17 protein-coding genes are annotated in these 14,203 nt (G+C 68.9%); 9 read left to right on the top strand and 8 right to left on the bottom strand.

Features of this window, described 5'->3' with window-relative positions:
• Window positions 1–56: 56 nt before the first annotated feature.
• From ACZ5TV_RS02865 to ACZ5TV_RS02855, 3 genes are all read left to right on the top strand, one after another.
• Window positions 57–740 carry an HAD family hydrolase gene (locus tag ACZ5TV_RS02865; RefSeq protein ID WP_379781041.1) on the top strand — a complete coding sequence of 228 codons (684 nt, stop codon included), beginning with the start codon at window positions 57–59 and terminating at the stop codon, window positions 738–740.
• 122 nt (window positions 741–862) lie between these two features.
• Entirely contained in the window at window positions 863–1,627 is a 765-nt protein-coding gene (locus tag ACZ5TV_RS02860) for an aldo/keto reductase (protein WP_464384083.1), read from the top strand.
• A 104-nt stretch (window positions 1,628–1,731) separates the two neighbouring features.
• Window positions 1,732–2,625, top strand: coding sequence for a tetrahydrofolate dehydrogenase/cyclohydrolase catalytic domain-containing protein (locus ACZ5TV_RS02855; RefSeq protein WP_379783683.1), 894 nt, complete (start codon window positions 1,732–1,734; stop codon window positions 2,623–2,625).
• Between the two features lie 540 nt (window positions 2,626–3,165).
• On the opposite strand, the gene ACZ5TV_RS02850 is transcribed toward ACZ5TV_RS02855, so the two are convergent.
• Window positions 3,166–4,554 carry a bifunctional metallophosphatase/5'-nucleotidase gene (locus tag ACZ5TV_RS02850; protein WP_464384082.1) on the bottom strand — a complete coding sequence of 463 codons (1,389 nt, stop codon included), beginning with the start codon at window positions 4,552–4,554 and terminating at the stop codon, window positions 3,166–3,168.
• Window positions 4,555–4,788: 234 nt separating this feature from the next.
• Here ACZ5TV_RS02850 and rpl7ae point away from each other — a divergent pair, with 234 nt between their 5' ends.
• Genes rpl7ae through ndk form a run of 4 tightly spaced genes read left to right on the top strand, consistent with a single transcriptional unit; the run spans window position 4,789 to window position 6,053 of the window.
• Entirely contained in the window at window positions 4,789–5,151 is a 363-nt protein-coding gene (rpl7ae, locus tag ACZ5TV_RS02845) for a 50S ribosomal protein L7Ae (protein WP_379783418.1), read from the top strand.
• 6 nt (window positions 5,152–5,157) lie between these two features.
• Window positions 5,158–5,382: a 30S ribosomal protein S28e gene (locus ACZ5TV_RS02840; RefSeq protein ID WP_066417357.1), complete on the top strand. Its 225-nt coding sequence runs from the start codon at window positions 5,158–5,160 to the stop codon at window positions 5,380–5,382.
• Window positions 5,383–5,385: 3 nt separating this feature from the next.
• The gene (locus ACZ5TV_RS02835; protein WP_379783415.1) at window positions 5,386–5,577 is read left to right on the top strand and encodes a 50S ribosomal protein L24e; all 192 of its coding nucleotides are present in this window, start codon (window positions 5,386–5,388) and stop codon (window positions 5,575–5,577) included.
• Complete coding sequence (gene ndk / locus ACZ5TV_RS02830) at window positions 5,574–6,053, top strand: nucleoside-diphosphate kinase (RefSeq protein WP_379783413.1); 480 nt, start codon at window positions 5,574–5,576, stop codon at window positions 6,051–6,053. The genes ACZ5TV_RS02835 and ndk overlap by 4 nt, the downstream gene beginning before the upstream one ends.
• Before the next feature lie 152 nt (window positions 6,054–6,205).
• On the opposite strand, the gene ACZ5TV_RS02825 is transcribed toward ndk, so the two are convergent.
• From ACZ5TV_RS02825 to ACZ5TV_RS02815, 3 genes are all read right to left on the bottom strand, one after another.
• The gene (locus ACZ5TV_RS02825; RefSeq protein WP_464384081.1) at window positions 6,206–7,462 is read right to left on the bottom strand and encodes an outer membrane protein assembly factor BamB family protein; all 1,257 of its coding nucleotides are present in this window, start codon (window positions 7,460–7,462) and stop codon (window positions 6,206–6,208) included.
• A gap of 200 nt (window positions 7,463–7,662) precedes the next feature.
• Window positions 7,663–8,364, bottom strand: coding sequence for a carbonic anhydrase (locus ACZ5TV_RS02820; protein ID WP_379781876.1), 702 nt, complete (start codon window positions 8,362–8,364; stop codon window positions 7,663–7,665).
• Window positions 8,365–8,424: 60 nt separating this feature from the next.
• Window positions 8,425–8,550, bottom strand: a complete 126-nt coding sequence (locus ACZ5TV_RS02815; protein ID WP_379781878.1) for a hypothetical protein — start codon at window positions 8,548–8,550, stop codon at window positions 8,425–8,427.
• A gap of 146 nt (window positions 8,551–8,696) precedes the next feature.
• Here ACZ5TV_RS02815 and ACZ5TV_RS02810 point away from each other — a divergent pair, with 146 nt between their 5' ends.
• Both ACZ5TV_RS02810 and eif1A read left to right on the top strand, forming a co-directional pair.
• Complete coding sequence (locus tag ACZ5TV_RS02810; RefSeq protein ID WP_379781880.1) at window positions 8,697–9,425, top strand: P-loop nucleotide/nucleoside kinase family protein; 729 nt, start codon at window positions 8,697–8,699, stop codon at window positions 9,423–9,425.
• Window positions 9,426–9,621: 196 nt separating this feature from the next.
• Window positions 9,622–9,906 (top strand): translation initiation factor eIF-1A, encoded by a 285-nt coding sequence (gene eif1A / locus ACZ5TV_RS02805; protein ID WP_379781882.1) that lies wholly within the window; start codon window positions 9,622–9,624, stop codon window positions 9,904–9,906.
• Between the two features lie 316 nt (window positions 9,907–10,222).
• On the opposite strand, the gene ACZ5TV_RS02800 is transcribed toward eif1A, so the two are convergent.
• The 4 genes from ACZ5TV_RS02800 to ACZ5TV_RS02785 are packed head-to-tail and all read right to left on the bottom strand — an operon-like array spanning window position 10,223 to window position 14,187.
• The gene (locus ACZ5TV_RS02800; protein WP_379781884.1) at window positions 10,223–11,248 is read right to left on the bottom strand and encodes a deoxyhypusine synthase; all 1,026 of its coding nucleotides are present in this window, start codon (window positions 11,246–11,248) and stop codon (window positions 10,223–10,225) included.
• Between the two features lie 55 nt (window positions 11,249–11,303).
• The gene (locus ACZ5TV_RS02795; RefSeq protein ID WP_379781886.1) at window positions 11,304–11,576 is read right to left on the bottom strand and encodes a ubiquitin-like small modifier protein 1; all 273 of its coding nucleotides are present in this window, start codon (window positions 11,574–11,576) and stop codon (window positions 11,304–11,306) included.
• 26 nt (window positions 11,577–11,602) lie between these two features.
• Window positions 11,603–12,952: a cation:proton antiporter regulatory subunit gene (locus tag ACZ5TV_RS02790; protein ID WP_464384080.1), complete on the bottom strand. Its 1,350-nt coding sequence runs from the start codon at window positions 12,950–12,952 to the stop codon at window positions 11,603–11,605.
• Window positions 12,949–14,187 carry a potassium channel family protein gene (locus ACZ5TV_RS02785; RefSeq protein ID WP_464384079.1) on the bottom strand — a complete coding sequence of 413 codons (1,239 nt, stop codon included), beginning with the start codon at window positions 14,185–14,187 and terminating at the stop codon, window positions 12,949–12,951. Before ACZ5TV_RS02785 ends, ACZ5TV_RS02790 begins: the two co-directional genes overlap by 4 nt.
• Between the last annotated feature and the right edge of the window lie 16 nt (window positions 14,188–14,203).

Raw genomic sequence — 14,203 nt, 5'->3', positions numbered from 1 at the left:
CACGACTCCCGACCGTGTGTGAAACCTTTTTGCCCGCTACCGACCAAGGATAGCGAGTGTACGACGCCGTCGTTCTCGACCACGACGGGGTGATCCTCGGGCGAACCCCGTTCGACACCCTCCGCGAGGCCGCCTGGGAGGCCTTCGAGCGGCAGGGCGTGTCGGACCCGGATCTCGCACACGTCGACGACATCGCCGTCGGCGTCGATCCCGCGACCCTGAGCGACATCTGTGAGCGATACGGTCTCGATCCGGCGGCGTTCTGGCGCGTCCGCGAGGAGCTCGCTACCGACGCACAGGCGACGGCGGCTCGCGCCGGCCGCAAGACCCCCTACGAGGACATCGACGCGCTCCGACACGTCGACGCCCCGCTGGCGGTCGTCTCCTCGAACCAACAGGCTACGCTCGACGACCTGCTCGACCACTTCGGGCTCGCCGACCGCTTCGACGTCGTGTACGGTCGCGAGCCCTCGATCGCGAGCCTTTCCCGGAAGAAACCCTCGCCGTACTATCTCGAACGCGTGCTCGAAGACCTCGACGCGACCACCGCGCTGTTCGTCGGCGACAACGAATCCGACATCGAGGCGGCCGACAACGCCGGGATCGACTCGGCGTTCATCCGCCGACCACACCGCCGGTCGTTCGACCTCTCGGTCGAGCCCACGTACGAAATCGACGACCTCCACGATCTGGTCTGTCTGTGCGGCCGACGGCAGACCCCCACCCTCGACGGGTCGTGATCCGTCGGTCGACGGCCCGCGAGTAGCACCTCGATGGGCCGTAGCCGGACTGCGGTCTCCCGTCACTCTCCCGTCGTCCGATGGTATGAAACCTTTAGCGGGTCGCGACCCGACACCCCGACATGCACCTTCCCCCGGTCGGCCTCGGGACGATGGGAATCGACGACCCCGTGCCGGTCACGACCGCGCTCTCGGTCGGCTACCGCCACCTCGACACCGCCCGGATCTACGGCAACGAGAGGGTCGTCGGCGAGGGGCTTGCCGCGAGCGAGGTCGACCGCGACGCGGTGACCGTCGCCACCAAGCTCTGGATCGACGACCTCGCGGACGACGCCGTCGAACCGGCAGCCCGCGAGAGCGCCGCCCGGCTCGGCGTCGAGACGATCGACCTGCTGTACGTCCACCGCCCGCGCGGCGACTACGACCCGGAGACGACGCTCCCGGCGCTCGATCGGCTGGTGGACGACGGCGTCGTCGACGCGGTCGGCGTCTCCAACTTCGAGCCGGCCGAGCTGGACCGCGCGGCCGATGTGCTCGACGCGCCCATTGCCGCCCACCAGACGGAGCTACATCCTCTGTTCCGCCGTTCCGAGCTGGTCGAGCACGCCCGCGAGGGCGGCTACCCGCTCGTCGCCTACTCGCCGCTCGCGGGTGGGCGAGTCCGAGAGGTCGAGCCGGTCGTCGACGCGGCCGCGACGCACGACACGACGCCGGAGGCGGTCGCGCTCGCGTGGGCGCTCTCGAAGGAACCCGTCGTGACGATCCCGAAGGCGTCGAGCGAGCCGCACCTCCGGGCGAACCTCGCGGCCGCCGATCTTGTGCTCGATTCGGAGGCGGTCGCCGCGATCGATGCGATCGACCGGGAGCTGGAGCTGTTTCCCGAGTGAGGCGGGTTTGCTGATCCACGAATGTGGGTATATGCGGATCCAAATGGCGTTCGTATTGGCACCATCCCGTAGTGTTTATGCCGCTTCCGGCACCCAGCTCGGCTATGACCGAGGTCATCGACGGCGAGGCGGTCGCGGCCGACGTCCGGTCGGACGTCGCCGACTGCGTGGAGACGCTCGCGGACGCGGGCGTGGATCCGGGATTGGCGACCGTGTTGATGAGCGACGACCCTGCGAGCGAGACGTACGTCTCGATGAAACAGCGCGACTGCGAGGAGGTCGGGATCGAGGGGATCCACGTCGACGTCGACGTCGACGCCCCCGCCGAGACCCTGTTCGACACCATCGACGAGCTCAACGGTCGGGAGGACGTCCACGGGATCTTAGTCCAGTTGCCCGTACCTGACCACGTCGACACCCGCAGCGTGCTCCGACGGATCGACCCCACGAAGGACGTCGACGGGTTCCACCCGGAGAACGTCGGCCGCCTCGTCGCCGGTGACGCCCGATTCAAACCCTGTACCCCCCACGGCGTCCAGCAGCTGCTCGCGGCGTACGACGTCGAGACCGAGGGCGCGGACGCGGTGGTGGTCGGTCGTTCGGACATCGTCGGTAAACCGATGGCGAACCTGCTGATCCAGAAGTCACCCACTGGAAACGCGACCACGACGGTGTGTCACTCCCGGACCACGGATCTGGCGGCGAAGCTCGCGGACGCGGACATCGTCGTCGCGGCGGCGGGGATCCCGGAGTTCATCGACGGCTCGATGCTGAAGGCGGGCGCGACCGTGATCGACGTGGGGATAAATCGCGTGGAGGCGGACACCGAGAAGGGGTACGAATTGGTGGGGGACGTAGACTACGAGTCGGCGAGCGAGGTGGCGGGAGCGATTACCCCCGTGCCCGGCGGCGTCGGGCCGATGACGCGCGCGATGCTGCTTTATAATACGGTGAAGGCCGCCGCCCACCAGCGCGACGTCGACGTGAGTCTGGACTGAGACCGAGACGCTGCCGGGTTCGTGGGCGCTCGTGGTCTGCGTTTATATATGACCCGGAGTAATTTGTACGCGATCAGTTGCGGATCGGCGGCGAACGCCGTTAAATACCCAACTGCTCGGCGATACGTGACTGGCTCTCGAAGCACCGAGATCACTTCGGTGGGTGGGCTTCGTCCTCGCGGCAGCGACGCGCTTCGCGCCTCTGGCAGGCGGCGGCGAGGTCGCCAGCGACTGCCCCGTTGCGTCCCGCCCCGCTGAGTCCCGGCCTGCCCGACACCGCAACCGCCCCGTGCCTCACGCCTCCCCAGCCTCGCAGCGGTCGCTTATAAGCGACCGCTGCGTCCATTGAGGGGCCGAAGGCCACTCTGGCAGTCGGGCGAAGCCCGACGACCTCGCGCGTGCGACTCGCACCCTTCGGGCGCTCGTCGGCACGCGCCGACGCGTTACGTTCACCACGTTATGTTCACCACGTTACGTTTCGCCGCGTTCGTTTCACCGCGCTACGTTTATAAGCAGTCGTCCGTCGCCGAAGTCGCCCCCTCAGTCGCCGTCGGCCGCGGCGGCGCGATTCCGGATCTCGATCCGGCCCTCGATCGACGGATCGATCCCGTGCTCGCGGGCGTAGGCCGCGAGCACCTCGTACTGGATGTCGGCCTCGCCGATCCGGTGGCGCTGTTCGAGCGTCGGGAACTCGTGGTCGGAGTGGAGTAGGTACTCGGAGGTCGCGACCGTGTACGTCGTCTCCGGATCGATCGGTTCCCCGCCGACGCTCGCTTCGACGAGCGCCTCGCGGTCGGCGTCCCACACCACCCGCGCGTTCGAGACGTGGCCGTGCCACCAGTCGTCCTCGCCGAAGTCGACATCGGGTGCCGCCATCTCCCGGAGCACGCTCCGCAACGCTTCGCCGGTGAGCGAGACGAGCACCACCGGCTCCTCGAACGGGATGAGGCTGATCAGGTCGGCTTTCGTCACGTCGTCGGTCCACGGATCGCCCTGCCGGAGCCCGCCGGCGTTCGAGAGCCCGACGTCGGCGTCGTGCGCCCAGCGGAACGCGTCCGCGACGAAGTTACCGACCCGACACTCGCCGCCGTGGACGACCTCGCCGGTCCGGGGGATCGGGTCCGTCACCTGGCCGACGACCTCGTCGAGGTCGGCTTCGCGCATCCGCGCTTCGAGGGCCGACTGGAGGTCCCCGAGCGGTTCCGCGCCGTCCCGCTCGTGGAGCGTCGCGACCGGGCGAGCGTCGAGCTCGACCTCGACGACGACCTCGCCGTTCACGCCCGGCCGGACGAGCAGGGTCCCGTCGACGTACTCGTTGCGCGGGCTGTGGACGTGCCCGCCGAGCACGGCGTCGACGTCGAGCGCGCGAGCGAGCTCGTCGTCGCCGCTTCCGAGGTGCGAGAGGACGACGCGGTGGTCGACGTTCCCGACCGTGCGGTCGAGGTCGGCGAGCGCCTCCCGTGCGGCCGCCACGGGGTCGTCGAACGAGAGCGGTGCGGCCATGGGATTGAGCGAGTCTGTCGCCGGGTCGGTGACGCCGACGAACCCGACCGTCGCGCCGTCGACCTCGCGCGTCGTCCACGGGACGACTCCCTCCGCCCGGCCGAACGGCTCGCCGTCCTCGTCGCGGACGTTCGCGGAGACGAACTCGGCGGGCGCGTCGGCGACGGTTCCCCGGAGGGCGTCGGGTCCGTAGTCGAACTCGTGGTTCCCGAACGTGTCGAGCGCCGTGTCGGTCGCGGCGTAGAACTCGAGGATCTGCCGTCCGCCCGCGACGAGCGAGAGGACGCCCGGGGCGGTCGTGTCGCCGGTGGCGACGACCGCCGCGTCGGGGCCGTCGAGCGCTCGGATCCGCCCCGCGAGCCGCGCCGCGCGCTCCGGCGCGTCGAAGACGTTCTCGATGTCGGAGTAGTGAACCAGCCTGACCATCTACCGGGGAGGAGTCGACGGAGCCGGTAAAAGGGCTCGGAGTGACCGACCGGCCCCCTCCGCGGGGATCCCATGCGCCCAGCTCGCACGCCCGGGGCGCATTGAAAGCGTTTTTATGACGGCCTAGCCAACCGCAGGGTACAGCCTCTTCGGGGTCGATGATGTGCCGTTCCGATAGGGATCGACCACGGGACGGACACGCGAGCCCACGGGAGGACCATAGGTGAACAACACATGCCAGTTTACGTAGACTACGACACCCCAGCCGACCTCGCCGAGCGATCGCTCGAGGCGTTCGAGGTCGCCCGAGACACAGGAACCGTAAAGAAAGGAACCAACGAGACCACCAAATCCGTCGAGCGCGGCAATGCGAAGCTCGTCCTCGTCGCCGAGGACGTCTCGCCCGAGGAGATCGTGATGCACCTCCCCGAGCTCGCCGAGGAGAAGGGGATCCCGGTCGTCTTCGTCGACACCCAAGACGAGGTCGGCCACGCCGCGGGCCTCGAGGTCGGCTCGGCCGCCGCCGCCGTCGTCGACGCCGGTGACGCCGCCGACGACGTCGAGGACATCGGCGAGAAGGTCGCGGAGCTCCGATAACCACCCATGAGCGCAGAAGAGGGCACCGGCGACTCGACCACCGCCGAGGTGATCGAGGTCGTCGGCAAAACCGGGATGCACGGCGAGGCCATGCAGGTCAAATGCCGCATCCAGGAGGGATCGAACCAGGGACGGATCATCACGCGAAACGTCCTGGGTCCCGTCCGGCTGGGCGACGTGCTTCAGCTGCGGGAGACCCAGCGCGACGCCGACGCCATCGGAGGTCGATAACCCATGGTCGAGAGACGCACCTGTGATTACACCGGCGAGGAGATCGAACCCGGCACGGGCACGATGTTCGTGAAGACGAACGGCCAGATCCTCCACTTCGTCGACTCGAAGGCGGAGAAGAACTACTTCCTCGGCCGCGAGGCGCGCGACCTCGAGTGGACCGAGGAAGGGCGTAAGCAGGGTGGCGAGGAATGAGCCACCACGACGAGCGCACGTTCGTGATGGTCAAACCCGACGGCGTCCAGCGCGGTCTCATCGGCGAGATCGTCTCTCGCTTCGAGGAGCGTGGCCTGAAGCTCGTCGGCGGGAAGTTCATGCGGATCGACGAAGAACTCGCTCACGAGCACTACGGCGAGCACGAGGACAAACCGTTCTTCGACGGGCTCGTCGAGTTCATCACCTCCGGCCCCGTCTTCGCGATGGTGTGGGAGGGCGCTGACGCGACCAGACAGGTCCGTGCGATGGTCGGCGAGACCGACCCCGCCGAATCCGCTCCGGGCACGATCCGCGGCGACTTCGGGCTCGACCTCGGCCACAACGTGATCCACGCATCGGACCACGAGGACGAGGGCGCGAACGAGCGCGAGATCGCCCTGTTCTTCGACGAGGACGAGCTCGTCGACTACGGCCTCGACACCGCGACGTGGGTGTACGAGGACGAGGACCACTAACCGGTCCTACACGAGACGGTTTCGTTTCACGACCGCCGATAGCGGCCGCTCAGTTGACACACCGAGTTTCCGGTGAAAACCTCGCTTATAGCCTCGCTAACTGCCGTATTCAAGGATCTGACCAGACTGGATCTCCGATCGTGACCGCGACCTCACACGTCTAGCACGCGCACGACGCCAGCCTCGTCGACGACGATCACTTCCTCAACGCCGTCCCCACTGACATCGGCGAACAGCGGTCCCGCGTAGACGACGTTCGGGACGCCTCCTCGGAGTGCGCCGTCACCGTTCCGGTTCATCGCGAGCACGTCGCCGCCGCGGTTCACGGTGACGACGTTCGGCGTTCCGTCCCCGGTCACGTCGCCGACGCCGGGGGCGTTCACGCGGGTCTGGCCGCCGTACTGCTGTTTCCAGACGACCTCCCCGTCGAGCAGATCCACCGCCCAGACGTCGCCGACGCCGCCGACGTGGACCCGCCCAGCGTCGACACCGCCCACGGCGACGGGTAGGTCCTGTAATCCCACCTCGTAGCGGGCCGTCCCGTCGGCGGCCTCGAGCGTCTCCAGGTTGCCGTTGGTTCCGCCGAGCGCGAGCACGGGGCCGCGCCGCGTCGCCGCGGCGGTCCAGCTCGTCGCGGTTACGGAGGGGGTGACGCTCCAGCGGGCGTCGCCGGCGGGGTCCAACAGGGTTACCGTCCCGGGGTCGGTGCCGGCGGTCGTCACCGCGATCCCCCCCGCAACGGGGTCGCTCCGACCGTCGGGATCCGGGTCCCCGTTGACGACGAGGGGGCGTCGATCGACGCTTCCCGCCACCGACGTCTCGAACACCGTCTCGCCGGCGGCGTCGACCGCGATGACGCTCCCCGCTTCGGTGACCGCGGCGACGACGGCGGCGGGTTCGTCGCCGGTGCCGTCCGTCGGGTCCCCGATCGCCGGGGCGACGCCACTGGTGTCGCCGAGATCCACCGCGAACCGCTCCGAGCCGTCGGCGGCGTCGAGGACGACCAGCGTCCCGGGCTCGGTCGTCAACGCGACGACCGGGTCGCCGCCGAGCGATCCGGTCGTGAGGGCGCTGATATCGATCGGCCCCGTGTCCCCGTCGGCCGTCCCGTTCGTCTCCGCCGATCCGACCGTCACCGGCGTCGTCCACACGACGCCGCTGCCCGGTTCGACGGCGCGGACGGCGCGCTCGCCGTCGTCGAGAGTGGCCTGAAGGACGAGCGTGTCGCCGTCGACGGTCGCGGTCGCGGCCCCGCTCCCATCGTCGCCGTCGGCGGAGTCCGACTCCCAGATGACGGTCGCGTCGGGAGTCGGATCGTCGAGACCGACGAACGCGAACGTGGCGACGCCGACGCCCGCCGCGCCGCCGGCAAACAGGATGAGGGTCGCGAATAGCACGCGGCGGTCCATTGGGTTCGATTCGGCTCCCGACGCCATACGGCTGTCGGATGCGGATCGGTCGGTGCGGAGGTCACAGCGGTCGCCGCGGCTGTAGTAGCGCGGCGGTCGGGCGGTTGGGGTCGAACGCCCCGCGACTCGGGGCACGTTGCTCGTGGCTTCGGGACTTTCGGCTCCGGGACTTTCGGCTCCGTGGTTCGCGGCTCCGGCGGCTACTCGCCCGCGAGAAGGGTCCCGACGTGATCGGTTCGGTCGGGCCCGACGAGCTCGCGAAGGCTGTCGGGGTCGCGGTCGCCGTTGGCGTTCACGAGGTAGGCCGCGCCGTCGCGTTCGCCGTACGCCCCGTGGAAGTCGTAGACGAAGCCGTACACGTCCGCACCCGCCGCGTCGGGGTCCCCCGTGGCGAACGAGACCTGCTCGTGGACGTTGTACTCGACCAGCCGGTTCCGCAGCGTCGTATCCGCGTCGCCCTCGACGACCGCCGGATCCGTCGTCCCTTCCTCCACGATCGGAACGAGCTCCTCCACGTCGGCCCTGACGCCCGCCTCTGCGGGGTACTCACCCGTTTCAACCGCGTGTAACGCCGCGCCGACCGCGCCGCAACCGGTGTGGCCCACGACCGCGAGGACGTTCGTCTCGGTGTGTCCGAGCGGGTACGCGGCGCTGCCTTCGAGGACGCGCTCGCCGTCCTCGGTGACGTCGATCACGCGGTTACCGATGTTGCCGGCGGTAAAGAGGTAGCCCGGCCCGTCGACGGACCACATCCCCTCCTGAGAGACGCGGGAGTCGGAACAGCAGACGGAGACGACCGGTGGACGCTGAACGTCCCGCTTGTCAGCGAACGCGCCGCGGTCGAGGGCCGCGACGTGGGCGTCGTTGCGGTCGAGCAGCTCCGTGAGTCGATCACGAGTCATATCCGGTTTCCCCGTCGAAGGGGCAAAACCGGATCGCTTCGGGCAACCGGGGAACGACCGTCAGATGACGAGTCCGACCGCCTGATACAACAGGCCGAGGACGAACACGCCGATGAGCGCCGCCGTCGCGACCACGACCGCGGGCGCGAGCATCTCGTCTTTCTCGTCGAGGATGATGCTTTCCATGGAGGTGGGGTGGTCGGGACGGGATTTGAACGCTTCGCTCGGGGCTCACACGCGGCGGGAGGGGAAGCTTCATGTAGCTCTCGCCGGACTCTCGATCCGGATGAGTCACGGAGGGCGACCGACGGCCGACCCCCTGCGAGGTGCCGATGTCGAACCGTGACGCGGCCGACGCCGCCTCACCCGAGGCGAGCGGACAACCGACGGGAGAGGACCCACCTGCCTCCGGATCGGTCCCGGACGAGGCCCCCACGACCGAGGGGCCGATCACGACGGACGGACCACCGGCGACCGAGCCGGACGGACCACCGGCGACCGAGCCGGGCGACGGATCGAAACCGGACGACACACACGGGTCGTCCACACCGTCCGGCTCGGAGGCGGACCCTGGCAAACTCGTCGTCGTTTGCGGGCTCCCGGGCGTCGGTAAAACGACCGTTGCGAAGCGGATCGCCGACCACGTCGACGGCGAGATCCTCCGAACCGACGTGATCCGCAAGGAGCTCTTCCCCGACCCGACGTACGCCGACGAGGAGACCGAAGCGGTGTACGACACGCTGATACAGCGCGCCCGCGAGCGCGTCGTCGACGGCGACGCCGTCGTCCTCGACGCCACCTTCGCGGACGAGCGGTTTCGCCGCGACGTTCGAGGGATGGCCCGGGACGCGGCCGACACCTTCGATCTCGTGAAAGTCGAGTGCGACGAGACGGTCGTGAAACGACGGATCGAACAGCGTGACGGGATAAGTGACGCGGACTTCGATATCCACCTCCGGTTCAAGAAGCTGTTCGACGGGATCGACTCCGACCACCGCGTCGTCGACAACTCCGGCGGTGAGGCGGCGACGTTCGACCAGGTCGACGACGTGTTCGACTGAGCGACGGAAGCGGTCGGCAGGTGGCCGGCAAGCGGTCGGCAGGTGGCCGGCAAGCGGTCGGCATGGCGTCCCGGAGCCGGGTGATACCCGCCCGGTACGCGTCTCGTCGGCCCCGGTCAGCGTGAGAAAACGTCACACGACGAACGGTCACACGCGTCTCCAATCACTTATACGGCCGCCCGTTCTACCGACGGACGTGAGCGAAGAATCCGGGCGTCGGAACCTCCGAATGCCCTCAGATGACGAAGTGTTCGCCGTCGTGACCGAGCACCTCGGCGGTAACCACGTCCGCCTGCGCTGTGTGGACGGAGAGACGCGACTGGGCCGTATTCCGGGCCGTATGAAGTATCGTACGTGGATCAACGAGGGCGACGTCGTCCTCGCTGAGCCGTGGGACTGGCAGGACGAGAAGGCGAACGTCGAGTGGCGGTACACCGACGAGGACGCCGACCAGCTGCGCCGCGAAGGCCACATCCAGTAGCCGACCGATCGGGTACCGCGGAGCGAGCGCTTCTCCGACGACGGTTCCGATAGCGACCGCCACGGATCGGTCGGTACGGGACCGGCCCCTCCGATGACGCCGGTTATATACCCCGATCGGGCTTCGTTTTATTTTGAATCCACTTCTCGGCGATACCGTCGTTCGAGATCTCCATCTCTCGTGGTCCGATCGGCGTCTCCGCGATAGACCCGTCTCGGTTATATAGGTGATTTCGGGAGACCGGTCCGTTCCGACGCGTAGTGGTATTTACCTAGGCGTTCGGGCACGCTCCGTCTCAGCCGGGCGGTTCCCGTCTCTATTCCACACGCTCGCGCGCGGCGGCAACGAGCAGGGGGAGCATGACGGTCGCGTCACCGTAGACGGAGGCGTTCCGCGCGTCGCGCTCGAGTTTTCCCCACGAGCGCGCCTCCTCTAACGTGGCTCCGGAGAGCCCGCCGGTCGCTTCGGGGTCCATCGTCACCTGCACCGCGTAGTCGTAAGCGCGCGGGGTGACGAGCATCGTCTGGAGGGTGAAGTTCTTCGGGACGCCGCCGCCGACGAGGAGACACCCGGCGTCGTCGGCCGCAAACGCCAGGTCCGTGAGCTCCGTCATGTCCGCGAGCGCGTCGAGCGTGAAATCGGCCGTCTGCCCGTACATCCACGCCTGCAACCCCAACACGGAGTCCTGTACCGCCGGACAGTAGATCGGCACGTCGGCCTCGTAGGCGGCCGCGGCCACGCCGGCGTCCTCGGCGATCCCCTCGCGTTCGTTCACCTCGGCGTTCGCGCGACCGAGCGCCGTACAGAGCTCCGCGATCGAGACGGCTCCCTCCCCGTCCAGGTCGGGGAACACCTCCGCACGGAGGTGGCCCTCGAACTCGGCGAAATGCTCCTGGGGTAAGTAGACGTTGTAGATGCGGTCGACCTCCTCGTCGCGGAGCCCCTCGTCGTGTTCCCGTGGGCTCTTCTCCGGGTCGTGTGTCCGCCCGTGGTGGTGTTTCCCGCCGATCGCCTCGATGGTGTCGTGTGTGAGGTTCGCGCCGGTCGTGACGAGCGCGTCGACGTACCCGTCGCGAATCAGGTCCGAGACGACCCGCCGCATTCCTGCCGGGACCATCGCGCCCGCGAGCGAGAGGAAGACGGTACAGTCCTCGTTACCGAACATCTCCGCGAGCACGTCCCCCGCCTCGTGGACGTCGGCCGCGCCGATCCCCGCGTCGCCGTACGCCTCCACCAGCTCCCCGACGGTCATCCCCGCGCTCGTCCGCGTGTGACCGACCGGGTCCTCGGAGAACTCCTCGCGGCAGGGGTGGTGTCCCCCCTCGTCGTGGTCGTCGCTCATGCCCGTCACTGTGGCGCGGGCGCGTTTGAAACGACCGATCCGAGCGAGCCCGCGTTCAGCCGCCACTCACGGGCGGGAACAGCGCCAGCTCGTCGCCCGGTTCGAGCACCGTCGACAGGCCGTCCTGATGCTGGACGTTCCCACCGTTCCGCAGCAGGTTGATGTGGTCGGCGAGCTCGCCGTTATCGAGCACCCGCTCGCGGAGGTCAGGACGTGCCGCGAGCAGGGCATCGAGCGCGTCTCCCACGGTGTCACCGGGGTCGGCATCCACGTCGATCACCCGGTCGCCGGCGATCTCGGCGAGGTCCGCGAACAGCTTCCACTCCATACGGTCCCCTCCCGGGTGACGGGTAATCAGCGTTGTGTCCCGTCCGTGTCGGCCGACTCCGATCCCGCAGCGTCCGCGACCCGCGGTTCCTCGTCGGTGTGACGCGCCCCCGAGTCGGGTCCCTCGGAGTCACCGGCTCCCGAGTTCGGTCCGTCACCGCCGTCGGCGTCTACTCCCGGTTCCGGGGAGTGTTCCACTGCAGCCGCCTCGAACCGACGGATCGCGTCCGGCCGGCCGACGAGAAACACCGTGTCGCCGGAGGCGAACGTGTACGCTCGCGGCGGGATCGGCTGGACCGCTCCCCCGTCGGACCTGACGGCAGCGACCACGGTGGTCACGCCGCCGACGGCGGTTCCGACGAGGTCGCTTTCGGCTTTGACGGTCACGGTCGCCATCGTCTCGTCGGCGTTGCGCAACAGGGACGCGAACTCCCGGTCCGCCTGTGGCTCCGCCGGCAACGTAATCAGTCGATAACCGCCCTCAACGGAGAGTTCAGCGGCGTCACCGTCGTCGAGCGCGACCGTCGCGACGTCGTCGGCCACCCCGCGGAGCTCGCCGGTCGCGACGCGTTTCGGCTCTGGCTCGGTCCGCCATATCTGGACCATGTCGCCGGCGGTCGCGTTGTTCGCGGGGTCGGCCGAGAGCGCGACCGCAACGCGGCCGGGCGCGAGCGTCGGCCCGAGACCGGTCATCCGTGACCCGACCGCGAAGTACTCCACCGTGCCGTCGCCCGTGAGGTCCACGTCGACGTAACCGACCCCGAAGTCGGTTTTCACGCGCTCCACCAGCCGGTCGCGCAGCTCCTCGACCGTGAGCTTCCGGGGAAACACCAGCGTTTTCTCGGCCATCTCGGCCTTCTTTTCCAGGGACACCGGCTCGTAAGTGTCCATGTCCTCGATCTCGGCCGCCGCCGGGAGCGTCACCGGCGTTCGCCGGCCGAGCGTGCGGACGAACCGGCTCATCTCCCCCTCGATCCCTTTGACTCCTGAGAGCGCGAACACGTCGACTGCGAGTCGGTCGCCGCCGTACCGACCCAGCGGCGAGACGGCGGCGGCCAGCCCGAGCGCGACGACGTTGAACACGACGCCGTCGACCGTGAGCAGCTCGGGGTCCTCCGCGCCCGCGAGCGCGCCGAGCGACGTCGTGTTGAGATAGAGCGCGACGACGGAGACCCCGAGGATCATCGCGACACCGTCGGGGATCTCGGTGCGGAAGTACCACCGGTACGTGAGCGACCCCGCGCCGGCGATGAGCGTCGCGAGGGCCGCGAACGTCAGGAGAGTGATCGCGGCGGCTCGCGGCTGGGCGAACGTGACGCCGCCCGCGGCGCCGATCGCACCGAGCGCGTCCAGTACGCTGCCCGCGCTCGCGCTCATTTCGCCACCTCGTCGAACCGATCGATGGCGTCGCGCGTGCCGACGACGAACAAGTCGTCGCCCGCGGCGAGCGTCTGTCCCCCCCGAGGCGCCACCGTCCAGTCGTCGTCGTGTCGGGCCGCTAGAATCGCGACGTCGTACGTCTCACGGACGCCGACGTCGCCGATCGTGTGCCCGTCGAGCGGGCCACCGGGAACGACGCTCACCCGACGGAACCGCTTCCCGGCCCGGCGCAGCAGAGACGTGAGCTCGAACTCCCGACGCGTTCCCCGCGAGAGGACAAGCACCCGGCCGCGCCCAGCGCGCAACAGCGTCGCGGCCTCGGATCGGTCGACCGCGACCGTCACCCGTCCCTCGCCGCCGACTGTCGTCGCGGTCGCCGGTGCCGGCGCGGGTTTGGGCTCGCCGCCGTCGGTCGCTGGTGTGCTCCCACTGGTGGCGGGGGGATCCGGTTTCTTCTCCTCCTTCTTCCCTCCCGACTTGGCGGCCAGGAGGACCCCTTCGACGGTGACGTCGTTCGTCACGACGCGGACGACGTCGCCGCGCGCGAGCCCGGTCGGGACGAGCGCCGGGACCGACACCGCGCGTTTTCCCTTCGGGACGCGCTTCGATAGTCCCCCCGTCGGCGGCGCGGCGGAGACGGTCGCACGCGCCTCCTCGTCGATGCTCACGGTGACGTCCGCGAGCTCGAGCTCCGTCGTCAGCCGCTCGGCGAACCGCCGCTCCAACTCGGACAGCGGGAGCTCCGCCGGAAACGTCCACTCCCCTTCGCCGATCGCCTTCCGCGTCTCGGCGGGCAGCGGCGGGTACCCCTCCATGTCGCCGACCTCGCCGACGACCGAGACGCGGACCTGTCCGCGCCCGCCGACGAGCTCAACGACGTCCGTCGAGAGCGTTCGTTCGCGCAGCTGCTTGAGCGAGACCCGCTTCGGCACGCTCGCGCCGAGCTTGTCGCCTTGTGCGTGCGCGTACAGCGAGAGCATCAACACGACGATGATCGCGGTGAGGATCGCTGGTGCGCGCTCCGAGCTCCGGATCGTCTCGTCGTTGAGCGCGAGCAGCCCGCCGTTGATCCCCGCGATCGCCAACGCGAGGACGACGACACCGAGCCCCGGGATCGTCACCCCAGTGAAGTATTTGAAAATGAACCCGAGTATCCCGGCGATCAACGCGGGGACGATCCCCGTGAGTATCCCGAGATAGATGCCGAAGAGGATCTCGACCGGTAGCGCCATACCCCCACCAACACAG

It is taken from the genome of Halorubrum tibetense (genome assembly GCF_055396225.1).
This window is presented reverse-complemented; position numbering and strand designations above follow the sequence as displayed.

What these genes read in the sequence shown, in the direction of transcription:
- ACZ5TV_RS02860 (WP_464384083.1), top strand. Translation starts at nt 863, where the DNA reads ATGCACCTTCCCCCGGTCGGCCTCGGGACGATGGGAATCGACGACCCC.
- ACZ5TV_RS02855 (WP_379783683.1), top strand. Translation starts at nt 1,732, where the DNA reads ATGACCGAGGTCATCGACGGCGAGGCGGTCGCGGCCGACGTCCGGTCG.
- ACZ5TV_RS02850 (WP_464384082.1), bottom strand. Translation starts at nt 4,554, where the DNA reads ATGGTCAGGCTGGTTCACTACTCCGACATCGAGAACGTCTTCGACGCG.
- rpl7ae (WP_379783418.1), top strand. Translation starts at nt 4,789, where the DNA reads ATGCCAGTTTACGTAGACTACGACACCCCAGCCGACCTCGCCGAGCGA.
- ACZ5TV_RS02840 (WP_066417357.1), top strand. Translation starts at nt 5,158, where the DNA reads ATGAGCGCAGAAGAGGGCACCGGCGACTCGACCACCGCCGAGGTGATC.
- ACZ5TV_RS02835 (WP_379783415.1), top strand. Translation starts at nt 5,386, where the DNA reads ATGGTCGAGAGACGCACCTGTGATTACACCGGCGAGGAGATCGAACCC.
- ndk (WP_379783413.1), top strand. Translation starts at nt 5,574, where the DNA reads ATGAGCCACCACGACGAGCGCACGTTCGTGATGGTCAAACCCGACGGC.
- ACZ5TV_RS02825 (WP_464384081.1), bottom strand. Translation starts at nt 7,462, where the DNA reads ATGGACCGCCGCGTGCTATTCGCGACCCTCATCCTGTTTGCCGGCGGC.
- ACZ5TV_RS02820 (WP_379781876.1), bottom strand. Translation starts at nt 8,364, where the DNA reads ATGACTCGTGATCGACTCACGGAGCTGCTCGACCGCAACGACGCCCAC.
- ACZ5TV_RS02815 (WP_379781878.1), bottom strand. Translation starts at nt 8,550, where the DNA reads ATGGAAAGCATCATCCTCGACGAGAAAGACGAGATGCTCGCGCCCGCG.
- ACZ5TV_RS02810 (WP_379781880.1), top strand. Translation starts at nt 8,697, where the DNA reads ATGTCGAACCGTGACGCGGCCGACGCCGCCTCACCCGAGGCGAGCGGA.
- ACZ5TV_RS02800 (WP_379781884.1), bottom strand. Translation starts at nt 11,248, where the DNA reads ATGAGCGACGACCACGACGAGGGGGGACACCACCCCTGCCGCGAGGAG.
- ACZ5TV_RS02795 (WP_379781886.1), bottom strand. Translation starts at nt 11,576, where the DNA reads ATGGAGTGGAAGCTGTTCGCGGACCTCGCCGAGATCGCCGGCGACCGG.
- ACZ5TV_RS02790 (WP_464384080.1), bottom strand. Translation starts at nt 12,952, where the DNA reads ATGAGCGCGAGCGCGGGCAGCGTACTGGACGCGCTCGGTGCGATCGGC.
- ACZ5TV_RS02785 (WP_464384079.1), bottom strand. Translation starts at nt 14,187, where the DNA reads ATGGCGCTACCGGTCGAGATCCTCTTCGGCATCTATCTCGGGATACTC.